At 69.7% G+C, this 15416-nt stretch carries 13 protein-coding genes; 7 read left to right on the top strand and 6 right to left on the bottom strand.

The annotated features are described in order from the left end of the window. The first annotated feature begins 18 nt into the window (after positions 1 to 18). Positions 19 to 1440, top strand: coding sequence for an FAD/NAD(P)-binding protein (locus tag OCH7691_RS10100; protein WP_085883240.1), 1422 nt, complete (start codon positions 19 to 21; stop codon positions 1438 to 1440). Positions 1441 to 1609: 169 nt separating this feature from the next. After that, the gene (gene mscL, locus OCH7691_RS10095) at positions 1610 to 2011 is read left to right on the top strand and encodes a large-conductance mechanosensitive channel protein MscL (protein WP_085883239.1); all 402 of its coding nucleotides are present in this window, start codon (positions 1610 to 1612) and stop codon (positions 2009 to 2011) included. A gap of 78 nt (positions 2012 to 2089) precedes the next feature. On the opposite strand, the gene OCH7691_RS10090 is transcribed toward mscL, so the two are convergent. Then, complete coding sequence (locus OCH7691_RS10090) at positions 2090 to 3289, bottom strand: CaiB/BaiF CoA transferase family protein (RefSeq protein WP_085883238.1); 1200 nt, start codon at positions 3287 to 3289, stop codon at positions 2090 to 2092. Between the two features lie 184 nt (positions 3290 to 3473). On the opposite strand from OCH7691_RS10090, the gene ku reads away from it, so the two are divergent. The 5 genes from ku to OCH7691_RS10065 all read left to right on the top strand — a co-directional run bounded on the left by ku (position 3474) and on the right by OCH7691_RS10065 (position 10527). Then, entirely contained in the window at positions 3474 to 4370 is an 897-nt protein-coding gene (gene ku / locus OCH7691_RS10085) for a non-homologous end joining protein Ku (RefSeq protein WP_085883237.1), read from the top strand. After that, entirely contained in the window at positions 4367 to 6811 is a 2445-nt protein-coding gene (gene ligD, locus OCH7691_RS10080; RefSeq protein WP_085883236.1) for a DNA ligase D, read from the top strand. The genes ku and ligD overlap by 4 nt, the downstream gene beginning before the upstream one ends. A 143-nt stretch (positions 6812 to 6954) precedes the next feature. Beyond that, positions 6955 to 7941: an alpha/beta hydrolase family protein gene (locus OCH7691_RS10075; RefSeq protein WP_085883235.1), complete on the top strand. Its 987-nt coding sequence runs from the start codon at positions 6955 to 6957 to the stop codon at positions 7939 to 7941. A 69-nt stretch (positions 7942 to 8010) separates the two neighbouring features. Further along, positions 8011 to 9228, top strand: coding sequence for an aminotransferase-like domain-containing protein (locus OCH7691_RS10070; protein WP_217807892.1), 1218 nt, complete (start codon positions 8011 to 8013; stop codon positions 9226 to 9228). Positions 9229 to 9300: 72 nt separating this feature from the next. Continuing rightward, positions 9301 to 10527 (top strand): MFS transporter, encoded by a 1227-nt coding sequence (locus OCH7691_RS10065; RefSeq protein ID WP_139839610.1) that lies wholly within the window; start codon positions 9301 to 9303, stop codon positions 10525 to 10527. Between the two features lie 34 nt (positions 10528 to 10561). Here the strand turns inward: OCH7691_RS10065 and OCH7691_RS10060 are convergent, their stop codons facing one another. From OCH7691_RS10060 to OCH7691_RS10040, 5 genes are all read right to left on the bottom strand, one after another. Beyond that, entirely contained in the window at positions 10562 to 11239 is a 678-nt protein-coding gene (locus OCH7691_RS10060; protein WP_085883234.1) for a DJ-1/PfpI family protein, read from the bottom strand. Between the two features lie 29 nt (positions 11240 to 11268). After that, positions 11269 to 12015: an SDR family oxidoreductase gene (locus OCH7691_RS10055; protein WP_085883233.1), complete on the bottom strand. Its 747-nt coding sequence runs from the start codon at positions 12013 to 12015 to the stop codon at positions 11269 to 11271. Between the two features lie 90 nt (positions 12016 to 12105). After that, positions 12106 to 13458: an aminotransferase-like domain-containing protein gene (locus OCH7691_RS10050; RefSeq protein WP_176244990.1), complete on the bottom strand. Its 1353-nt coding sequence runs from the start codon at positions 13456 to 13458 to the stop codon at positions 12106 to 12108. 53 nt (positions 13459 to 13511) lie between these two features. Continuing rightward, entirely contained in the window at positions 13512 to 14414 is a 903-nt protein-coding gene (locus OCH7691_RS10045; RefSeq protein WP_085883231.1) for a serine hydrolase domain-containing protein, read from the bottom strand. A 70-nt stretch (positions 14415 to 14484) separates the two neighbouring features. Beyond that, positions 14485 to 15381, bottom strand: a complete 897-nt coding sequence (locus OCH7691_RS10040; RefSeq protein WP_085883230.1) for an NAD(P)-dependent oxidoreductase — start codon at positions 15379 to 15381, stop codon at positions 14485 to 14487. Positions 15382 to 15416: the final 35 nt, after the last annotated feature.

The following is a 15416-nucleotide window of genomic DNA, read 5'->3' as shown; positions in this document are numbered from 1 at the left end:
GGCAACGACCATCCGTCCATGAGCGCGTTGTCCACGGTCGCCATTCTCGGCGGCGGTTTCAGCGGCGCGGCGCTGGCGGTCCACATGGCCCGGCTGAGCGCCGTGCCGCTCGACATCCGGATCGTCGAGCCGCGCCCGCAGGTCGGCGGCGGCCTCGCCTATTCGACCGCCGACCCGGACCACCGGGTCAACGGCCCGATCGACATCCTGGTGCTGTTCGGCGACGACCCGGGGCATTTCGGACGCTGGTACGACGCCTCTGGCGAGCGTGCCGGCGATCCCGATGCGCTCGCGCAAACCGGCCAGCTCTATTGCCGGCGGTCGAGCTTCGGCCGCTACATGCGCGACCTCGTCGACGTCCATGCCGCCGGCAACGCCTCCGGTTCGACGATCGCCCATGTCGCCGACCGGGCGGTCGACGTGATCCCGGCCGGCGACGGCTACCGGGTCGCCCTCGAGAGCGGCGGTGCCTTCGCCGCCGACCGGGTTTTCCTCACCGTCGCGCACGAGCAGCCGGCGATCCCCGGCCCGTTCCGCGCCCTGGCCCGGCACGATGGGTTCGTGGCCGACCCCTGGGCCGCGGAAGCGCTCGCCCGGCTGCCGGACGACGGCGATGTCCTGATCCTCGGCTCCGCGCTGACCACGGCGGACGTCGCGGCAACCCTGCTCCGCTCCGGTCGGCGGGCGCGGATCACGGTGATCTCCCGCCGCGGCCTCCGGCCCCGCGAACAGGGCGTGCTGCCGCCGGCGGCGGAACGGCTGGCGAAAATGGCGCTCAAGCCGCCGGGCTTCATCCGCCGCCACGGCATCCCCGACCGGGCCCGGATCAGCCTGCGGCGGGCCCGCGAGGAGATCGCCGAACTCGAGGCCAGGGGCGAAGGCTGGCAGTCGGCCTTCGACGACCTCCGGGACGCCGCGCCGCTCCTCTGGCGCAACCTGTCCGATCACGAGCGCCGGCGCACGCTGCGCCACCTGCGCGCCTTCTACGACGTCCACCGCTTCCGCATCGCGCCCCAGATCGCCGCCATCCTGCGCCGCGCCGAGGCGGACGGCCGGCTCGCCTTCCTGCGCGCCCGGGTCGAGGCGGTGAACGCCGAGGGCGGGCAGCTGGCGATCCGCTATCGTCCACGCGGCGGGGACGCCGCCTCGTCGCTCCGGGTCCGGGGCGTGGTCAACTGCACCGGCCCGAACGCGGACATCGGCGCCAGCGGTAACCCGCTGATCGCGGCGCTCGCCGCGCGCGGCCTGATCCGCCCCGATCCGTCCGGCGCCGGCGTCGATATCGACGACGAATGCCGGGCCGTCGACCGCTCGGGCACGCCGTCCGACAGGCTCCGGGTCATCGGCCCGCTGACCCGCGGGCATTTCGGCGACCTGGTCGCGATCCCCCACATCAACACCCAGATCCTGGGCGTGCTCGGGGCGCTGCCGGCACGCTGACACAGCGAGGCGGCCGCCCGGAACGCCGGCCCGGACCGATAGCGCATGGCGCATCGACGTATTCCCGCCAAGGCGTTACGCTCGGGCCTGGGCGCAACCTGCTTCTATCGACATAGACAGGGCGGTCACGACGCTCGACAATGGCTGGCGCAATAACAGGGAAACAAGAATGCTCAAGGAATTCAAAGACTTTGCCATGCGTGGCAACGTGGTCGATCTGGCTGTCGGCTTCATTCTCGGCGGTGCGTTCGGCACCATCGTCAAGTCGCTGGTGAACGATGTCCTCATGCCGCCGATCGGCCTGCTGCTCGGCGGGGTCGACTTTTCCAACCTGAAAATCGTCCTGAAAGAGGGGAACGAGGCCGCCGATATCGCCGAGGTGGCAATCAGTTACGGGCTGTTCATCAACAATGTCATCAGCTTCGTGATCGTCGCCTGGGCCCTGTTCCTGATCATCAAGGCGATGAACACCCTGAAGAAGAAGGAAGAGGCCGCGCCCAAGGAGCCGGCCGCCCCGCCGAAGCAGGAAGTCCTGCTGGAGGAAATCCGCGACCTTCTCGCCAAGCGCTGATCCGCCCGTCCGGGGGCGCCACGGGCGCTCCCGGCGGCGGTGACGCCCGGAACCCGCCCGGATCAGGCGGCGGCGCCCTCAGGCAACGGCGCCGTTCCGCCGCCACTCGGCGATCTCGTCCGCGCTGGCGCCCAGCACCTCGCGCAACAGCTCGTCGGTATGCTCGCCGAGGCGGGGCGGCGCGGAAGGCGCCCGCGTCGGCGTGCCGCGCAGTTGCAGCGGCGACCGCATGAGCCTGAGCGTCCCGTGCCGCTTGTCCGCGACCTCGGCGGTCAGGCCGCGCTCGGCGATCTCGGGCGCGGCGAAGACCTCGGGCACCGTCCGCACCTGGCCGGACGGCACGCCGGCCGCCTTCAGCGCGGCGATCCAGTGGGCGGTCGGCCGGGTCATGAAATGCTCGCGCAGGATCGGGATCAGCGCCTCCCGGTTGTCGACCCGCTTGCGGTTGGTGAGGAAGCGCGGATCCTCGGCCAGTTCCGGCCGGCCGATCACCTTGCCGCACAGGATGGCGAACTGCCGGTCGTTGCCGACGGCGAGCGCGAAGCTGCCGTCCGCGCTCGGGAAGATCTGGTAGGGTGCGACGGTCGCATGCGCGTTGCCGAAACGGCCCGGCGCGCCGCCGGTCGCCAGGTGGCCCGAGGCGACGTTGGCGAGCAGCGAGACGGCACTGTCGAGCAGCGACATGTCGATGAACTGTCCCTCGCCGCTTCGCTCGCGGGCGAACAGCGCCGCCAGGATCGCCTGCACCGCGTTCATGCCGGTCGCGACGTCGGCGATCGCGACGCCGAGCTTCATCGGCTCGCCGTCCGGATCGCCGGTGATCGACATCAGGCCGCTTTCCGCCTGGATGGCGAAGTCGTAGCCGGGCTCGGTGGCGCGCGATCCGGTGCGGCCGTAGCCGGAGATCGAGCAATAGATCAGGCGCGGGTTGAGCGCGGCGAGCGAGGCATGGTCGAGGCCGTAGCGTTCCAGCGCGCCGTGGCGGAAATTCTCCACCACCACGTCCGCCTCGCGGGCGAAGCGGCGGACGATCTCCTGCCCCGCCGCGGTGCGGAAATCGACCGCGATCGAGCGCTTGGAGCGGTTGGCGCAGAGATAATAGGTCGATTCCCCGCCGATCTCCGGCGGCATCCAGGTCCGCGTGTCGTCGCCGGTGCCCGGCGCCTCGACCTTCCACACGTCGGCGCCGAGATCGGCCAGCGTCTGCGCGCACCACGGCCCGGCCAGCACGCGCGAAAGATCCAGAACCTTGATGCCGTCCAGAGCGTGCACGCCCATGTCCCCCGGTGAAGTCGCCGATGTGCCGCGATCATAGCGGGATCAGGCGGGACGCCAAGCCCCGGAGGAAGTTGAGCGCGCGAACCGTTCCCCTTTCCTAACTCCTCCCCACGGAACCAACACGCGCCGGGATCGTTTCACGGGCGGACAACCGCCTGTCGATCAACAATCCCGGGAGTGCCCCATGGCGCCGCGTTCCCTCTGGAAGGGCCAGCTCCGTCTCTCGCTCGTCTCGATCCCGGTCGAGATGTACAGCGCGACGAAATCCGGCGCGTCCCTGTCGTTCCGCCAGATCCACGAGCCGAGCGGCAAGCCGGTGCATTACCGGAAGGTCGTCGAGGGCATCGGCCCGGTCGACCGCGACGACATCGTGAAGGGCTTCGAATACGAGAAGGACAATTACGTCCTGCTCGACCCTGACGAGATCGAGGCGATCCGGCTGGAGACGAAGCGGACACTCGAACTGGTGCAGTTCGTCGGCGCCTGCGAGATCGCCCCGCTCTATTACGACAAGCCCTATTACCTCGTGCCGACCGACGAGCTCGCCATGGACGCCTACAATGTCGTGCGCGATGCCCTCAGGGAATCGGAGAAGATCGGCCTCGGCCAGCTGGCGCTTCGCGGCAAGGAATATCTCGCCGCCGTCCGGCCCTGCGGTGACGGGCTGCTGCTCGAGACCCTGCGCTATGCCGAGGAGATCCGCGAGGCCGAGCCGCTGTTCGCCGACATCCGGGCGAAGAAGTCCGACAAGGAACTGCTCGAGGTCGCGACCACGCTGATCGGGAAGAAGACCGCGCCGTTCGACGCGACGTCGTTCCGGAACCACTACGCCGACGCGCTCCGCGACCTGATCGAGCGCAAGCGCGGCAGCCGCAAGTCCCGAAAGGTGACCGCCGGGGACGATCGGCGCGAGACGAGCGGCGACAATGTCGTCGACCTGATGTCGGCGCTGAAGAAGAGCCTGGAGACGACGAAATCCTCGCCCCGGTCGAAATCCGGGTCGAAGGCGAAACCGGCGTCGAAGGCGAAACCGGCGTCGAAATCCGGCCGCGCGCGGAAGTCGGGCCCGAAGGCGGCATGAGCGGGCGCACCCCCTCGCGGCCGCTCGACGCCTACAACGCGCGCCGCGATTTCGCGCGGACCGCCGAGCCGCCGGGCCGGCGCGGACGGCGGCGCACGCGGAAGCTCGCCTTCCTCGTCCAGAAGCACGACGCGCGCCGGCTGCACTACGACCTCCGGCTCGAATGGGACGGCGTCCTGAAAAGCTGGGCGGTGACCAAGGGGCCGAGCCTCGACCCGGCGGACAAGCGCCTCGCCGTCCGCACCGAGGATCACCCGCTCTCCTACGGCGATTTCGAGGGCGTGATCCCGGAGGGCGAGTACGGCGCCGGCACCGTCATGCTCTGGGACACCGGCGCCTGGGAACCGAAGGGCGATCCCGACGCCGGCCTGTCCGGGGGCAAGCTGCATTTCATCGCCCACGGCGAACGGATGAAGGGCGAGTGGATCCTCGTCCGCATGGCGGCAAGGAAGCGCGAGAAGCGCGAGAACTGGCTCCTGATCAAGGCCGACGACGATGCCGCCCGAATCTCGGGCCGGCCCCTGATCGAGCGGGAGACGAAAAGCGTGGCGAGCGAACGCGGCATGGATGCCATCGCCCGGAACGCGGAACCCGACGTCGGGGAACGACCGGGCTTCGAGGCACCGCAACTCGCGCGCCTCGTCTCCGAGGCCCCGGCCGGGGACGACTGGCTGCACGAGGTGAAGTTCGACGGCTACCGCTGCCTGGTCGCGATCGGCGGCGGGACGGTGCGCTGCTACACGCGCGGCGGCCACGACTGGACCGACCGGTTCGCCGGGATCGCCGACGCCGCCGCCGACCTCGAATGCGGGCGGGCGCTGATCGACGGCGAGGTGGTCGCTGCCGGCCAGTCGGGATCGTCGACCTTCTCGGCCCTGCAGGCGGCGCTCAAATCCGGCGGCAGCCTGCGCTTCTACGCCTTCGACCTGCTCTCGCTGGACGGCGAGGACCTCCGGAAACGCCCGCTGATCGAACGGAAGGAACGCCTTGCCACCCTCCTCGAAAGCGCCGGGCGGTCCGGCGTGCTGCGCTACAGCGAGCATGTGCGCGGCAGCGGGCCCGAGGTCTTCCGGTCGATCTGCCGGGCCGGACAGGAGGGCATCGTCTCCAAGCGCGCGGACGCGCCCTATTCCGGGCGGCGGAATGGCGCCTGGCGGAAGGTCAAATGCACCCGGCGACAGGAATTCGTCATCGGCGGCTACTCGCCGTCGGACAAGCGCGGCCGCCCCTTCGCCTCGCTGCTGCTCGGCAGCTTCGAGAACGGCGCCCTCCGCTATCGCGGCCGCGTCGGCACCGGCTTCTCCGGGGCTGTCATGGAACAGGTCGCGGCGGCGCTGAAGCCCCTCGCCCGCAAGACCGCGCCGTTCGACAAGGTGCCGGCGGCGATCGCCCGGCACGCCCGCTGGGTCACGCCGAAGCAGGTCGCCGAGGTGGATTTCACCGAGTTCACCGCCGACGGCCATGTCCGGCACGGGGTCTTCCTGGGGCTGCGCGAGGACAAGGACGCCCGCGAGGTGCGCATGGAAACGCCCGGGCGAACGCAGGATGCGGACGGTCATTTGGTGGCCGGGATCCGAATCACCCATCCGGACCGGGCCGTCTATCCCGAACAGGGCCTGACGAAGATCGCGCTTGCCCGCTACTACGAACGGGTCGCCGACCGCATGCTGGCGCATGTCGCCGGGCGGCCGCTGTCGCTGGTCCGCTGCCCACAGGGCCGGCGGAAATCCTGCTTCTTCCAGAAACATGCCGGCACCGGCTTCCCCGATCCGATCCGCCGTGTGGCGATCGAGGAAAGCTCCGGCGAGACGGAAAGCTACATGTATGTGCGGGATGCCGCGGGCCTCGTTTCCGCGGTCCAGATGGGGACGCTCGAGTTCCATCTCTGGTGGTCGCGAATCGATGCGCTGGAGCGGCCCGAACGGCTGGTCTTCGACCTCGACCCGGACGAGGGCCTCGCCTTTTCCGAGGTCAGGGCCGCCGCGTTCGACATGCACGGCCGGCTCGCCGACATCGGCCTGGAAAGCCTGCCGCTGGTGACCGGCGGCAAGGGCATTCACGTCACCGTCCCGCTGGTCCGCCGGGCGACGGCGGCGGATGTCGGGCGGTTCGCCGAGGCCTTCGCGCGGACCCTCGCCGGGGACGCGCCGAAGCGCTACACGGCGACCGCCTCCAAGGCGAAGCGCAAGGGCCGCATCTTCATCGACTGGCTCCGCAACCGGCGCGGCGCCACGGCGATCGCGCCCTATTCGACGCGCGCCCGGGAAGGCGGCCCGGTGGCAATGCCGGTCGCCTGGGACGAGCTCGCGACCCTGGAATCGGCCCGCGGTTTCCGCGTCGCCGATGTCCTGGAGCGGATCGAGACGGACGATCCGTGGAAGGCGGCGTCCGGCTGGCGCCAGTCTATCACCCGGGCGATGCACGAGGCAGTCGGCGCCTGATGCGGTCGCACCGGGCGTCGCCGGGGAAATTTTGTATTCCCGACAATGAGACGCTTGATACCATTCCGGAAAAATGTATTTATGTCAGCAATACTGTCTCATTGCGCCGCCATCGCCGGAAGCGAGGCGACACCGGGGCCAACATGACGCACGGGATTCCGGACAGGATACGGCAGGACGGCGGCCCGGACCGGGCGCCTGCGACGGCAACGGCGCAACCGCAGCAGGCTGCCGCCGGGGCGATCCCGGTCGAATTCGCCTGCAGCGACGGGGTCAGGCTGCGCGGCGAATTCTGGCCGGCCCGACCCGGCACGGCATCCCGGACGGTCATCGTCAATCCTGCGACCGGCGTTCTCGCGAGCTACTATCACCGCTACGCCCGCTTTCTCACCCGGCACGGCCTGAACGCGCTGACCTACGATTACCGGGGGATCGGCGCGTCCCGCCCGGCATCGCTCAGAGGCTGCGGCTATCGCTGGCGCGACTGGGGCGAGTACGATTTCGACGCCGCGGTGCGCTTCCTGCGCGCCCGCGATCCCGATGGCCGGATCGCGGTCGTCGGCCACAGCATCGGCGGGTTCCTGCCGGGCCTGGCGGCAAGTGCCGGCGCGGTCGAGCGGATCCTGACGGTCGGCGCCCAGTACGCCTACTGGCCGGACTACGCGGCCCGCCAGCGGCTCCGGCTGTTCGTGAAGTGGCATCTGGCGATGCCCCTCGTCACCGCCCTGTGCGGCTACTTCCCCGGCCGGCGGCTGGGCTGGCTGGAAGACCTGCCGGCCGGCGTCGCGAACGAGTGGAGTTTCCGCCGGGCGCGGATGGAGGCGAGCTACCCCGCATCCCGTCGGGCCGAGATCCTCGCCCGCTTCGACGCCGTCACCGCCCCCCTGCTCGCCATCGCGACACATGACGACATCTACGCGACGCCGCCCGCCGTGCGCCGGGGCCTGAGCTACTACCGGAACGCCCCGAAGACGCTGGTGCATCTCGGACCGGATTATTTCACCGCCGGTCCGACAGGCCATTTCGGCCTGTTCCACTCGGCCCATGAAGTCCGCTTCTGGCGCGACACCGTGTCGTGGCTCGTCGACGGGGCCAATCCGTGGCGATCGCCGGCGGACGGGAATGCCTGACCGAAACCCCGGATCGCCCCGGCGCGCGCACCGCCCGCCGGCGCATCCAACCGCTCGAGGAACACGACCGTGACGTTCGACCGCCCCGACTATCCCCTCTCCCGTCGCGCGCACCGCATGCGCGCCTCGGAGATCCGCGAACTGCTGAAGGTCATCGAGCGACCGGGCATGACGTCATTCGCCGGCGGCATTCCCGAGCCGTCGCTGTTCGATGTCGCGGCCTTCCGCGAGGCCTATGCCGAGGCGCTGACGGACAGCGGCGCGAGCCTGCAATATTCCACCAGCGAAGGCTATCCGCCGCTCCGCCAGTGGATCGCCCGGATGATGACCGCGCGCGGCGTGGCCTGCACGGAGGAGCATGTCCTCGTCACCCATGGCTCGCAGCAGGCGCTCGACCTGATCGGCAAGCTCTTCCTGGACCCGGGCGATGCGCTCGTCACCGCGGCACCGACCTATCTGGGCGCCCTGCAATCCTTCTCCGCCTTCGACCCGGCCTTCGTCGCGATGCGCTTCCATGCCGACGCGGTCAGTGAATCCGGGCCGGCGAAGCTCGTGTACCTCGTCCCCGATTTCGCCAACCCGAGCGGCGAGACGCTGACGGTCCGGGAACGGGAGGCCGCCCTCGCCTTCGCCCGCCGCGCCGGCGCGATCGTGGTCGAGGACGCCGCCTATGCCGACCTCCGCTACGAGGGCGAGAGCCTGCCGTCGATGGCGGCGCTCGACATTGCCGACAGCGGTTCCATCGACGCCGCGAGAACGCTTTACTGCGGGACTTTCTCGAAGACGTTGTCGCCCGGGCTGCGGGTCGGCTGGGTCTGCGGACCGGCCGCGCTCATTCGCCGCCTGACCCTCATCAAGCAGGCCGCCGACCTGCACACGGCGACGATCAACCAGCAGGTCGTCCACCGCATCGCCAGCACCTCCTTCGACGGGGCGGTGCAACGGGCGCGCGCCCTTTATGCCGGGCGCCGCGATGCGATGCTGGCGGCGCTCGACCGCCATGCCCCGGCCGGCGTCGGCTTCACCAGGCCGGCCGGTGGCCTGTTCGTCTGGCTGACCCTGCCGCCCGACCTCGACAGCGATGTCCTGCTCGCGAAGGCGATGGAACTGAACATCGCCTTCGTCCCGGGGCGCGCCTTCTTCACCGACGGCAGCGGCGCGAACAACTTGCGACTGAGCTTCTCCCTCCTGCATGAAGAGGCCATCGCGAACGGCATCGGGACGCTCTGCGGCCTGCTGGAAGTGGCATTGCGGGCCGGCGCCGCCGGCGGCCGCAGCGCCGCCTGAACGGACCGGCCGTGCAGCCCGTCGGCATGATCGCGGCCCGGCCGGCGCCAGGCTGAGGGGGAACGGAGCGCCATGAACCGGTTCCTGCTGCTGCTGACGGCCAGCCGCTTCACCGCCAGCATCGCCATGATGATCTATGCGGGGAGCCTGCCGTTCCTGCTGGGCGAGTGGCGAATGTCGGGCGCCGAAGCCGGCGCGGTCCAGTCCGTCTTCAATCTCGCCTATGCCATCTCGCTGCTGGTCACCTCGTGGCTGTCCGACCATCTCGGCGCGAAGCGCGTGTTCCTCGCGTCGAACGCCTGCTCGCTGGTCTCCTTCCTGATCTTCGCATTCGCCGCCCGATCGCACGAAAGCGCGCTCGTCCTCTACGGCCTCGTCGGCCTGACGCTCGGCGGCTCCTACACCCCGGCCCTGATGCTCGTCGCGGACAAGGTCCCGTCCGCCTCGCGCGGCTGGGCCATGGGGCTGGTTCTCGCCGGCTCCTCGCTCGGATACTGCGTGGCAATCGCGCTCGCGGCGGCCTGCATCCCCGTCATCGGCTACCGCTGGACCTGGGCCCTGGTCGCGCTTTTCCTCTGCGCCGGGTTCGCCGCCGCCCTCGCCGCGTTGCGACGCGAGCCCAACCGGATCCACCGCCGGGAGCCGGTGGCGGAGGGTGAAACCCGCTTCCGCGAGTCACTGGCCTCGCGCCCGTCCGTCCTGCTGACCGCGGGCTATACGAGCCATTGCTGGGAACTGCTCGGAATGTGGGCCTGGGCGCCGGCATTCCTGACGATCTCGCTCGCCGGGCGGATCGACTGGTCCGCTGCGACGCTCGGCATCGTGATCGCCTGCATCCTTCACTTCTCCGGCGCGCTGGCCACGCTGATCAGCGGCGGCCTGTCCGACCGCTTCGGCCGCAAGCTCATCCTCGTGACGATGGCGCTTGCCGGCGCGGCGCTTTCCTATGTCTTCGGGTGGAGCATCGGCTGGGGCCCGGCGGTGGTGCTGGTGCTCGCCGCGCTCTACGGCTTCGCCACCATCGCCGATTCCGGTGTGCTGTCGACGGCGATGACGGAATCCGTGGCGCCGCGTCATCTGGGCAGCATGCTGGCGCTGCGTTCGATCCTCGGCTTCGGCGCCGGCGCCGTCTCGCCCCTGGTGTTCGGATGGATCCTCGATCTCACCAATCCGGGACTCGACACGCCCCGGAACTGGGGCTGGGCCTTCGCGGTGCTGGGTATCGGCGGCTCGCTCGCGACGCTGTTCGCGATCCTGCTGCCGAGGGACAGGCGGCGGCCGCGCCGGGCCGTCGACTGACGCGTCCGTTCCCGGTTCCCGCGCAGCCTGGGTCTCAGCCGGCCAGTGCCCTCGCCGCGGCCTCGGATACTTCTCGCCGCCTCGCGATGAAGGGCGCGATCTTGCCGCTCACCGACGCATGGATGGCGGGATCGGAGGTCCGCGGCGTACCGCCCGCGAACGGCGGCGCTGGATCGTATTCCATCTGCAACTGGATCTCCTTCGCCGTCGCCTCGCCGCAAAGCTCGGCCACGACCGTCAGCGCGAAGTCGATCCCGGAGGTGACGCCGGCGCCGCTGATCAGGTTGCCGTCGCGTACCACGCGCGCGTCGACCGGGATCGCGCCGAACAGGGCGAGCTGATCCAGCGACGACCAGTGGCATGTCGCCTTCCTGCCCTTGAGCAGGCCGGCCACCGCCAGCACCAGCGAGCCCGTGCAGACCGAAGTCACGAGCCTGCAGGTCTCGGCCTTCGAGCGGATGAAGTCGAGCGTGGACCGATCCGACATCAGCTCGATCTGGCCTGGGCCGCCCGGCACGCAAAGGACATCCAGGTCGGGGCAGTCCGCGAAGCGAACCGTCGGGACGATGCGGAATCCGCTGTCGCACGGGACCGGATCGAGGCTTTTCCAGACCAGGGATACCTGCGCATCGGGCATGCGTGCGAAGACCTCCAGCGGACCGGTCAGGTCGAGCTGGGTCAGCCGGGGATACAGCAGCAGTCCGATATGCATCTCTCGCTCCCTGGCCTTCAGGCCAGTCTCTAGAGGCCGCCCGAGACCCTCAGGACCGTTGCGGTCACGTAAGAGGCCTCATCAGACAGCAGCCACATGACGGCCCCGGCGATTTCGTCCGGCTCGCCGATCCGGCCCATCGGGATGCGGCTCACCACCCTCGCCGGCCGGTCGGGCTCGCCGGCGGCCGCATGGATATCCGTGAAGGCCGTGCCGGGCGCCACGGCATTGACCCGTATCCCCTTCGCCGCGACCTCCTTGCCGAGCCCGACCGTCATGGCCTCGATCGCTGCCTTGGTGGCCGCGTAATGCACATATTCGTGCGGTGCGCCGAGCGTTGAGGCAATCGACGAGACATTGACCATCCGCCCCGGGATCTCTGCCGCCTCCCACCGCCGGACAGCTTCCTGCGCCAGCATCATCGGCCCGAGCAGGTTGGTGTCGACGGTCCGGCGCAGGGTCTCGACGCGGGTGTCGCGGAAGGCTCCGATCGGCCCCGTGACGCCGGCATTGTTGACGAGCATCGTCACCGGCCCGAAGACGTCCTCGGCGAAATCGAAGAAGCGGGTCGCGAAACCGGCTTCCACGACGTCGCCCCGCAGACACCGCACACGATCGCCATCGCGTCCGAGGCTGGCGATCAGGCCCTCGGCCGCCGCCTCGTCGCGCAGATAGCTGAAACAGACGTCGTGGCCTTTCGCGACCGCGAGGCGCACGATCGCGGCGCCGATCCCGCGGCCGCCGCCAGTCACGAGCAGGCAAGGCTTCTTCTGCATTCGCACCCGTCCCCTTCGACAAATCGTATCCTGAATATAGTACAATAGATACGATTTTACCCGCAACAGTGCAACGCACGACCGACCCTGTCAGACGACCTCGGCCGAGGGACTTTGCAGGAGGTCCGCGATGATCCGCAGCGCGCGTTCGAGGCTCGCCCTCTGGGACGGCGACATCAGGCAGAGACGCACGCCGCCGGACTTGTCCCCGCCGACCGCGGTGGCGTCGGGGGGCGTCACGCGGACACCCCGCTCGAGCGCGCGCCGCGCCAGGTTCTCCGCCGATGCGGTCGTCATCGGCAGCCACAGGTGCGGCGCGCCCTGCGGCATCGGCACCCCGTCCAGGCCAAGCAGGCGGCTCGCCAGCGCGACCCGGTGCCTGGCCTCGGGCTGGAGGATGTCCCGGGCCTTCAGATGGGCCTCGCCCTCGACCAGGGCGCGGGCAACCTCGAGGTCGAAGGGCGAGGCGCCCCAGACCTCCGCCCGCACGCGGGAAGCGATCGCCGTCCGCCGTTCGCGCGGCGGGATCAACAGCCCGACCCGAACCAGGGGCGTGAGCGATTTCGACAACCCGTTGAGATAATAGACCCGGTCCGGCGCCAGTTCGTGAAAGGGCTTCGCCTTCGACGCGGCGTAGAGGCTGTAGATGTCGTCCTCGATGATATAGGCGTCGTGCCGACGGCAGATGTCGAGGATCTCCTGGCGCCTTTCCGCTCCCATCTCGAAGCCGAAGGGGTTCTGGCAGACCGGGGTCAGGTAAACTGCCTTGCAGCCCGTTGTCGCGAGCACCCGGTGCAGATCCGCGGGGAGCATGCCCTGCCCGTCATGGTCGACCGACAGCAGGTCGAGGGAAAGATTCCGGGCGGCGGCGATCGCGCCCGAGAATGTTGCGGCCTCGGTCGCCACCGACTTCGTCGTGCCGGCAAGGTCGGCCATCGCCAGATGGATCCCGTGCTGGCCGCCGATGGTGATCAGCAGGTCGTTGGGATCGACCTCCAGCCGCATCGCGGCAAGCCAGGCGGCGACCACCATGCGCTGCTCGCGGCCGCCGCCGGGTTCCGGATAGCCGCCGTTCGGCACGCTGCCCAGCCGGCTCGCGGCAAGGCTTGCCGCCGCGCGGAACTGCGCCTCGTCGACGACCGGGAGCGGGACATTGAAATTGAGATCGACGAGCTCGTCGTCGGCCGCGACCGGCAGGTTGACGAAGGTGCCGCGACCGGTCTCGCCGCGCACCACACCGCGCCGCTCGAGGAGATCGATGGCCTTGGTCACCGTCCCGATGGCCACGTTCGCGCCGCGGGCGAGCTCGCGATGCGTCGGCAGCCGGTCGCCCCGGCCGTAACGCCCCCCGGATATCAGCTGTTCGACCGCGTCGGCCAGCCTCTCATGCAGCGGACCCTTGCCTTCGGGGAGAGACAACTGGATCGAGTTTTGAACTGACACGCCATTCTCCAATGAACAATCACCCGATTGTATCATCAGAAGGGGCGCGCCCGCTAGCCTTGGAGTTCCCCGTGCAACGCGATGTCGCGGGCCGCGAACTCCGCCACGCCCTCGGCCACACCGTCGGTGAAGACCGCCACGGTGACCGGATCCGCCAGGTCGGGAAAATGATAGACCGCGTTCACGCAGCCCGGTCCCCCGCCGGAATGGCCGATGGCGCGGCCCGCGGCGCCCATCTCGCCCGACATCAGACCGAGGCCGTAGCCGCAGGCGGTCCAAGGTCGATCCGGCAGCGCGCCGCCAAGGTCATGACGGGCCAGCATGGCGCTGACACTGGCCGGACCGAGGATCTGGCCCGCGAACAGCGCCGCCAGCACCTTCGCGGCATCGACGGCGGAACCGACCACGCAGCCATGATAGACCCAGCCCGGATCATAGGGCCGGACATCCGGCCAGTGGACCTCGGCGAGGTCGCCGCGCTCCACCGCGACGCGGACCGAGGGCACCTCCACCCGGTCGAGGACCAGCTGCTTCAGCGCCCCGGCCAGGGGGCATTCGCAGGCCCGTTCGACGGCCTCGCGGACAAGCATGTAGCCGACATTGCTGTAGGACCAGCCGGTCCCGGGCGGGAACTCGGGCTGGTCCGCGCCGACCGCCGCGAGCAGCGTCTCCCGCGACCAGGGCGGGTCGCCACGCGCGACCGCCTCGTGATAGCTCGGGAGTTGCCCGTAGTTCGGGACACCGGCCCTGTGCTGCAGCAGTTGCCGGAGCGTGAAAGGCGCTTCGGCGGAAGGCCGGTCGAGGTCGATCCGACCCTGTTCGGCCAGGCGGAGCGCGCAGATCGCGAGCAGTGTCTTGGCGAAGCTCCACCACGGAAAGAGGGATCCGGCCGCGCCCAACTGCCCCGTTTCTCCCGACCGGGAAAGCCACGCGGCATGGCACGATCGATCGGTCATAGGCAACGGTCCCTCCCCGCGCAGCCCGGTTCCTCACCCCGGGATATCACGGGGCGATCCGGCTATCCATCTAGGCGTGCGGCGCGGGATTTCGCCGCAGCGACGTCCGACTCGCGATCGCCTTGACGACGGCAGCCATGTCCTCATGCCCGTAACCCAGCCCGGCGGTTTCCGCATAAAGCGCATCGCTGGCCTCGAGCAGCGGCGCCGCCACGCACGCGCTGCGGGCGGCATCGGCCACGAGACGGCTGTTCTTCCAGACATCGGCGATCAGGGCCTGCGCCGCGTAGTCGCCCTCGAGCAGTTTCTGCAGCTTGATCCGCGATACCGCGCTCGACATCGGTCCGGCGTTCAGGACCTTCACGAAGCGTTCCAGATCCAGACCGTGACATTCGGCGAAATGGAAGGATTCGGCCAGGCCCGTCACCATGGTGATGAGGAAAAGGTTCACCGAAAGCTTCATCAGGAGCGCCGACGGCACGGCGCCGCAAGCCACCGTCTGCCGGCACATCGGCGCGAGCAGCGGCAGCACTTCCGCCGTTGCCTCGGGGTCTCCGGCCAGCATGGCGACAAGCTCGCCCTCCTCGGCCGGAATGCGCGAGCCGGACACCGGCGCCTCGACATAGCAGCCGCCGGCGGCACGGATATCCCCGTCGAGACCGCGCGAATAGTCGGCCGAGTTCGTCCCCATGCTGACGATGACATGGCCGGCGACGTTATCGGCGAAAGCCGGCGTTCCACGCGCCAGCACCGCGTCGGTCGCGTCGCTGTCGACCATCATCAGGATGACGACCCGCGCCTGGCGAAAGACCTCCGCCGGGCTGCCCGCGACCTCGGCCCCCGCTTCCCGGAGCGGTTCGCATTTCTGCGGCGAGCGGTTCCAGACGACAAGCGGCTGTCCGGCCCGCGCCAGGTTGAGCGCCATAGGCTGGCCCATGACCCCGAGCCCGATGAATCCCGTCTTCACATGTTCCTCCCTCAGTCTGGATCCAGGTTGCGGCG

Origin of the sequence: Oceanibacterium hippocampi (assembly GCF_900172325.1) — a bacterium.
Taxonomy (GTDB): Bacteria; Pseudomonadota; Alphaproteobacteria; order Sneathiellales; family Sneathiellaceae; genus Oceanibacterium; species Oceanibacterium hippocampi.
This window is presented reverse-complemented; position numbering and strand designations above follow the sequence as displayed.